The 4,689-nt window shown below is 57.8% G+C and carries 3 protein-coding genes and 2 pseudogenes; 3 read left to right on the top strand and 2 right to left on the bottom strand.

The features are described 5' to 3' along the window. Positions 1-115: 115 nt before the first annotated feature. The gene (locus tag ABQJ48_RS37385) at positions 116-280 is read left to right on the top strand and encodes an ATP-binding protein (RefSeq protein ID WP_473094248.1); all 165 of its coding nucleotides are present in this window, start codon (positions 116-118) and stop codon (positions 278-280) included. A 1,086-nt stretch (positions 281-1,366) separates the two neighbouring features. On the opposite strand, the gene ABQJ48_RS37395 is transcribed toward ABQJ48_RS37385, so the two are convergent. Together ABQJ48_RS37395 and ABQJ48_RS37400 are read right to left on the bottom strand one after the other, a co-directional pair. After that, positions 1,367-1,930, bottom strand: coding sequence for an FUSC family protein (locus ABQJ48_RS37395; RefSeq protein WP_367842881.1), 564 nt, complete (start codon positions 1,928-1,930; stop codon positions 1,367-1,369). Positions 1,931-2,572: 642 nt separating this feature from the next. Next, positions 2,573-2,893 (bottom strand): annotated as a pseudogene (locus tag ABQJ48_RS37400) (reverse transcriptase domain-containing protein); the annotation flags it as partial. Positions 2,894-3,302: 409 nt separating this feature from the next. Between ABQJ48_RS37400 and ABQJ48_RS37410 the strand changes: the two are divergent. Together ABQJ48_RS37410 and ABQJ48_RS37415 are read left to right on the top strand one after the other, a co-directional pair. Further along, on the top strand, positions 3,303-3,452 hold the full coding sequence (locus ABQJ48_RS37410; RefSeq protein WP_367842882.1) for a hypothetical protein: 150 nt from the start codon (positions 3,303-3,305) through the stop codon (positions 3,450-3,452). Positions 3,453-3,982: 530 nt separating this feature from the next. After that, a pseudogene (locus ABQJ48_RS37415) lies at positions 3,983-4,498 on the top strand (DUF2167 domain-containing protein); the annotation flags it as partial. Between the last annotated feature and the right edge of the window lie 191 nt (positions 4,499-4,689).

Genomic DNA, 4,689 nt, shown 5'->3' on the forward strand with positions numbered 1-4,689 from the left:
ACAGGATCCTTGCCGAACATCATCGGCGCGTGCTTGAGTTCGCGTCTCCTACCGGAGCCTCGAGCTCAAGCACGCGAAGAAAACGGTCTTCAAGAAAGTGAAACGATGTCTGTGAATCGCACAATTTACCACCACAAAGGAAACGGGCATGGGCATGGGGCTGGCGATCTGTCGGTCGATCGTGGAATCGCACGCCGGGCGCATTTGGGTGGTGCGCAATGCGGTCCGGGGCGTGACCTTCAGCTTCAGCCTTCCGACCGGGCCGTCGGATGCGACGTGAAACCAGTGACCATACTGCTTCATGTCCTCGATCGATTGGACTACCGGCGACAGTGTTATTCACCGTCTGAACATAAGCATCTTCAACGAGCGCGATTCACGACCAACCCTCCGACTTCTGGATTGCATGCATCGAGCCTTCTGCTGACAGCACGTTTTGGGGCGCTACGCCACTAGTCGCGGCGATGCGCACCGCCGTGTATGCAGGAGTTCGGCGACGAGGTGCCCGACGATTGGGACGCGCATTTCAACCGCGCAGTCGGACGTGAGAAGCTCCACAAGTGGTCCCGTACACTTGTCCCGAAGTCGTCTCCAAATTTAGGTCAATGTAGACTTTGCGAAGCGTGATTGCTCCCTGACGTATATGCTTTTGTTGGACCGGAAACTCCCTTAGTCGAGCACCGAACATGGGCCCTATACACGAAGCGACGACCTTTTACGAACAGTAGGCGTACGGCGTTGTAGAGACCTACGATGTACTGGTTGATGTCGCGCACGCGATCGGGCACCTCCGCGCGTTGCCGGCGCTGCAGCCGCAAATCGCCGACGACATCGCAGGCCTGTACGCTGGATGCGCCCAACGACTACGAAGCGGTGCTGGCCTGGTTGGCGCCTCACGCTGGGTGCGCTGCTTCGCTTGCTGATCGATCAGCGCTACCTGCTTGCTAACTTTTTCGCTGGCATCAGGTGCACGGCCGCACGCGCATCTCGCCACTCGTGTTCAGGCGGAATGTCATTACGGCCGACCATCCTGCGGTCGCCGACGAGCTGCGGCGCTCCAGCCCGCACCGGACGAGGCATACCCATGCCACCCATGCGCTCGCGGTCGAGGCGGCTACCGTAAGGAGGCTGAGCGCCTGATCCGGTGGGCGATCGTCAAGCGCGGCCGCGCCTTCGTCACTGACCTCTGAAGATGCCATCGCGTACGGGAGCAGGGTTGACCGCAAACGGCCGCCAGTCGGGGCAGTGTGCGGTCGCGGCGGAGCGGGCAATAACGAGCGACACGTGATTTCCAACGGGACGCATTCCAGCCAAATTGAATTTTTCATGTGCGACCGATTAGGGCGTCTTTCCCATATAGCTGGCGCTAGCGTCGCGCCAGCCTGTGCTGAACTTGAGTGAAGAGCCAACTGACGAGCAGCGTGGACACCGTGCCGAGGACGACCTGCACGAGCCGGAACAACGGCACGCCCCATAGTGGCCCTTGAGGGGGAAACAGCAGCACGATAGTCGCGGTGATGGCGCCGAGGCGCGCTGCGCTGCCCACGTTCACGCACCAGCAGACGATGATTACCGCGGCAATTGTCGTCGCGTACCCCAGGATCTCGTGCGTGCCAGCGCCGAGAGACGCGCCAACGAAACCGAACAGGCCACCCGCCATGGCTCCGACGAACTGGTCGCGCGACAGGTTGCGGGTGTCCGAGTAGCTGCGCTGCGTGACGGCGATGGCCGTGATCGCGGCCCAGAAAGCCTGCTGGGTGTGCAGCGCGCAGGCGATGCCGTAAGCGAGACATGCGCCGCAGACGGCCTGCAGCGCCGTCAGGCTGCCCTCGGCGAGCCGGTCGCGAAACGGTAGGCTCTTGAGCAGGTTGATCAATACGTCGGCGGCGCGGATGCGCGCTTCGTTTCGCGTTTCTTTCGTTTCAGTCATCGTTCGTGCTGGTTTCTTTTTAGCGCAACGGGGCGGAAAAGGTAGCGGCGTATCCGCCATCTTCAAGGCGGCGCTTCGGCCGAGCGCCGCAAATCTGCAGCGCTCAGGACTACCGGGCGCCCTTCAGCCCTCCAGGCGCAGCCCGAACCGTTTCGTCCTAGATGGGCGCGACCCAAAGTCGCAGTACGTGGAATTCTGGCGTTTCGTGGAAACGCCGCGTATCACCTGACGCGGACCGTTCGAGGGCACGACGCGTGCCTTTCTGAGCATAGTCAGGACGGTGGAGAACGGCTATTACATAAAACTGTAGTTACCTGCGCCCCAGCCTCCCTCCCGAACCAGGCCGCGGCCTTCAGGAGCGGTTCTCACGAGGCAGCCGCGCGAGTTGCAGCGTCGACCGGGTCTTTCGGGCACGATACAAAAACTTCATCAGGACCGGTCCCTCGACCTTTCAGTCATCCACGGCGACGGTACGACGACTGTGGCGAAGACAGGCGGGCACAACCTCGGGTACGGCCGGCATAGGCATCTCAAGGGGGACAAGGTGGTGGCCTTCCGCGATCGCGACTGCAACATGGGGTGCCTTTCTATGACCAGGAAGCAGCACACTTCCCCTCATTGGCGGAAATGATCTTGTAGGTGCGCTTTGACGTTCCCTTTCGACGGCTTCATCAACAGCTTGCCCTTGTACTTGCGGATATTCCATCCGAGGAAGTCGAACCCTTCGTCGATGTGCGTTACCTTGGTCTTGTCCGGCGATAGGACGAGCCCACGTTCCGCAAGAAATGCGACCACCGCAGGTTTGACCTCGTGCTCCAGCCACTCTTTCGAGTTGCCGGTGATGATGAAGTCATCCGCGTACCGCACCATGTGCATTTTCAAGCCTGTTCGCTTTGCAGCCGGGAATTTCTTCCTCAGCATCGCTTCAAGACCATCCAGCGTCATGTTGGCCACTAGCTTCGATGCCGCGAGCCTGTAGCGCACGATAGATCCAGAACGCACCTGATCTACCTGGCTTTCACCGCTATCGTAGGGCTGGGGTACCACGCCTACGCATGCACCGACTTCACGCCGATTGTGAAATGTTCTCCAGTACAGTTCGAGCGCGAGACAAGCAGTTGCGAACTTGATTGCATCCGTGCGTCACTGCATGCGGGCCGGACTCCAGCTTTATGTAATAGGCAACGCCCCGCGGGCTTCCTATCATCAACGCAATGTCGGCGAGCCGGGCACATATCGAGTCCATCATTTCTCGACTGCATATCATCGAATCAGGTATAACGGCCGATGTCATTGCTCAGTCGACAGCTACGCATGGTTTTCGATTGGTCAAGGTCCAAGAGGCGGACGTTACGTCAACCAAGGAGTAAACATGACGATCTTCGTGGAATTCTTTGCGCTGTCCATGATATTTATTCTATGTGTTCTGGTTGGCATCGATCAATGGTCGGAGCGTCATCAGTACTACGCCGCTGCAGACTCGACTTTTTTGGATGAAGCGTATCCGCGCGATGAGGCTTGACAGTCATCGTAAATATAAGTGGCTCGGTGGCTGTAGAGCCGAGCAAATATCGGTTTGGCCTGTCGCGGTGGCACGCCCCATCAGGTCCTCGGCGCTTTGGGGAGAATGGGATGACATTGCTGAAACGGATGCTTGCGGCGCTCGGGAGTTTAGTCGTCGCGAGTGCGAACGCCGGTGACGTCCCGTGTCCTTCGATGACACTTCGCGCAGTGACGACTACGGACGGGTCAGGTGTCACCACAATATCTACGGCTTTGGATGGTGGCGCGGACGGCGGGCAGCACGCAAGGCAAGACGCGTCCCCGCAACATTTGACTTCGGTTATTGGGTCGTTACATTGGATTCAAGGCCCGAAGATCGCCACCATTGATGGAAAGGCCACTTTTGCCGTGCCGGCTCGATTTGTATTCCTCGGAAGGGAGGACACGGACAAACTTATGGATCTTCTCCAGAATCCAATAGAACGTCAATATTATCTCTTTAGTCCCCTTGATTTTTCTTGGTACGGCCTAATTTAATACGCGGAGACGGGGCATATTAGCGAGCATGATGTTCTTAACGCTAATGAGCTCCTCGAAAAGATCAGGTTAAGCACGGAGGCGAGCAACAAGCGGCGAGACGCTACCGGATGGGGCCGAGTCGTGATTTCAGGATGGCGCCAACTCCCTAGCTTCGACTCTCTGACGAAGAAGCTGGAATTGGCGGTATCTGCTCTGGACGCCGATCATGTTGCTGTGACCAATTTCAACACGCGGATATTGGGACGAACAGGCATCCTTTCGGTTGACCTTGTTGCCGATGAATCCCAATTCGAAACAGCAATGCTCGACTTTCGCGCCGCAATGAAGAGCCTAAGGTTTGTTTCCGGGCAGAAATATGAAGACTACCGGCAGGGAGATCAGATGGCAAGCTACGGAATGAGCCAACTTGTAGCCAATGAAACCAAGCCGCGAGGTGACGTTCCATTGAGCGAATGGGGATTGGCAATGTTCGCTGCGATGTCCTTGATCGCTATCGGAAGAAAATCGCTGAGGCGACGTAAGTAGGCAGTCTGCTTCATCAGTCATGTCATTCGTCTCGTTCGCTCGAATCATACCGCAGCGTCTTATTGCGACATGTATGGACCCGACGCCTTTTGCAAGCTTCTTTTCGCGATGTCAAAACGGTCTGCACACATGTATCCGGCTTGCCCGGTGGGCGGTTGCCGAAGCACGCCCGCAGCCTTGATGAGATCCGC

The organism is Paraburkholderia suaedae, assembly GCF_040812055.1.
Classification (GTDB): Bacteria; Pseudomonadota; Gammaproteobacteria; order Burkholderiales; family Burkholderiaceae; genus Paraburkholderia.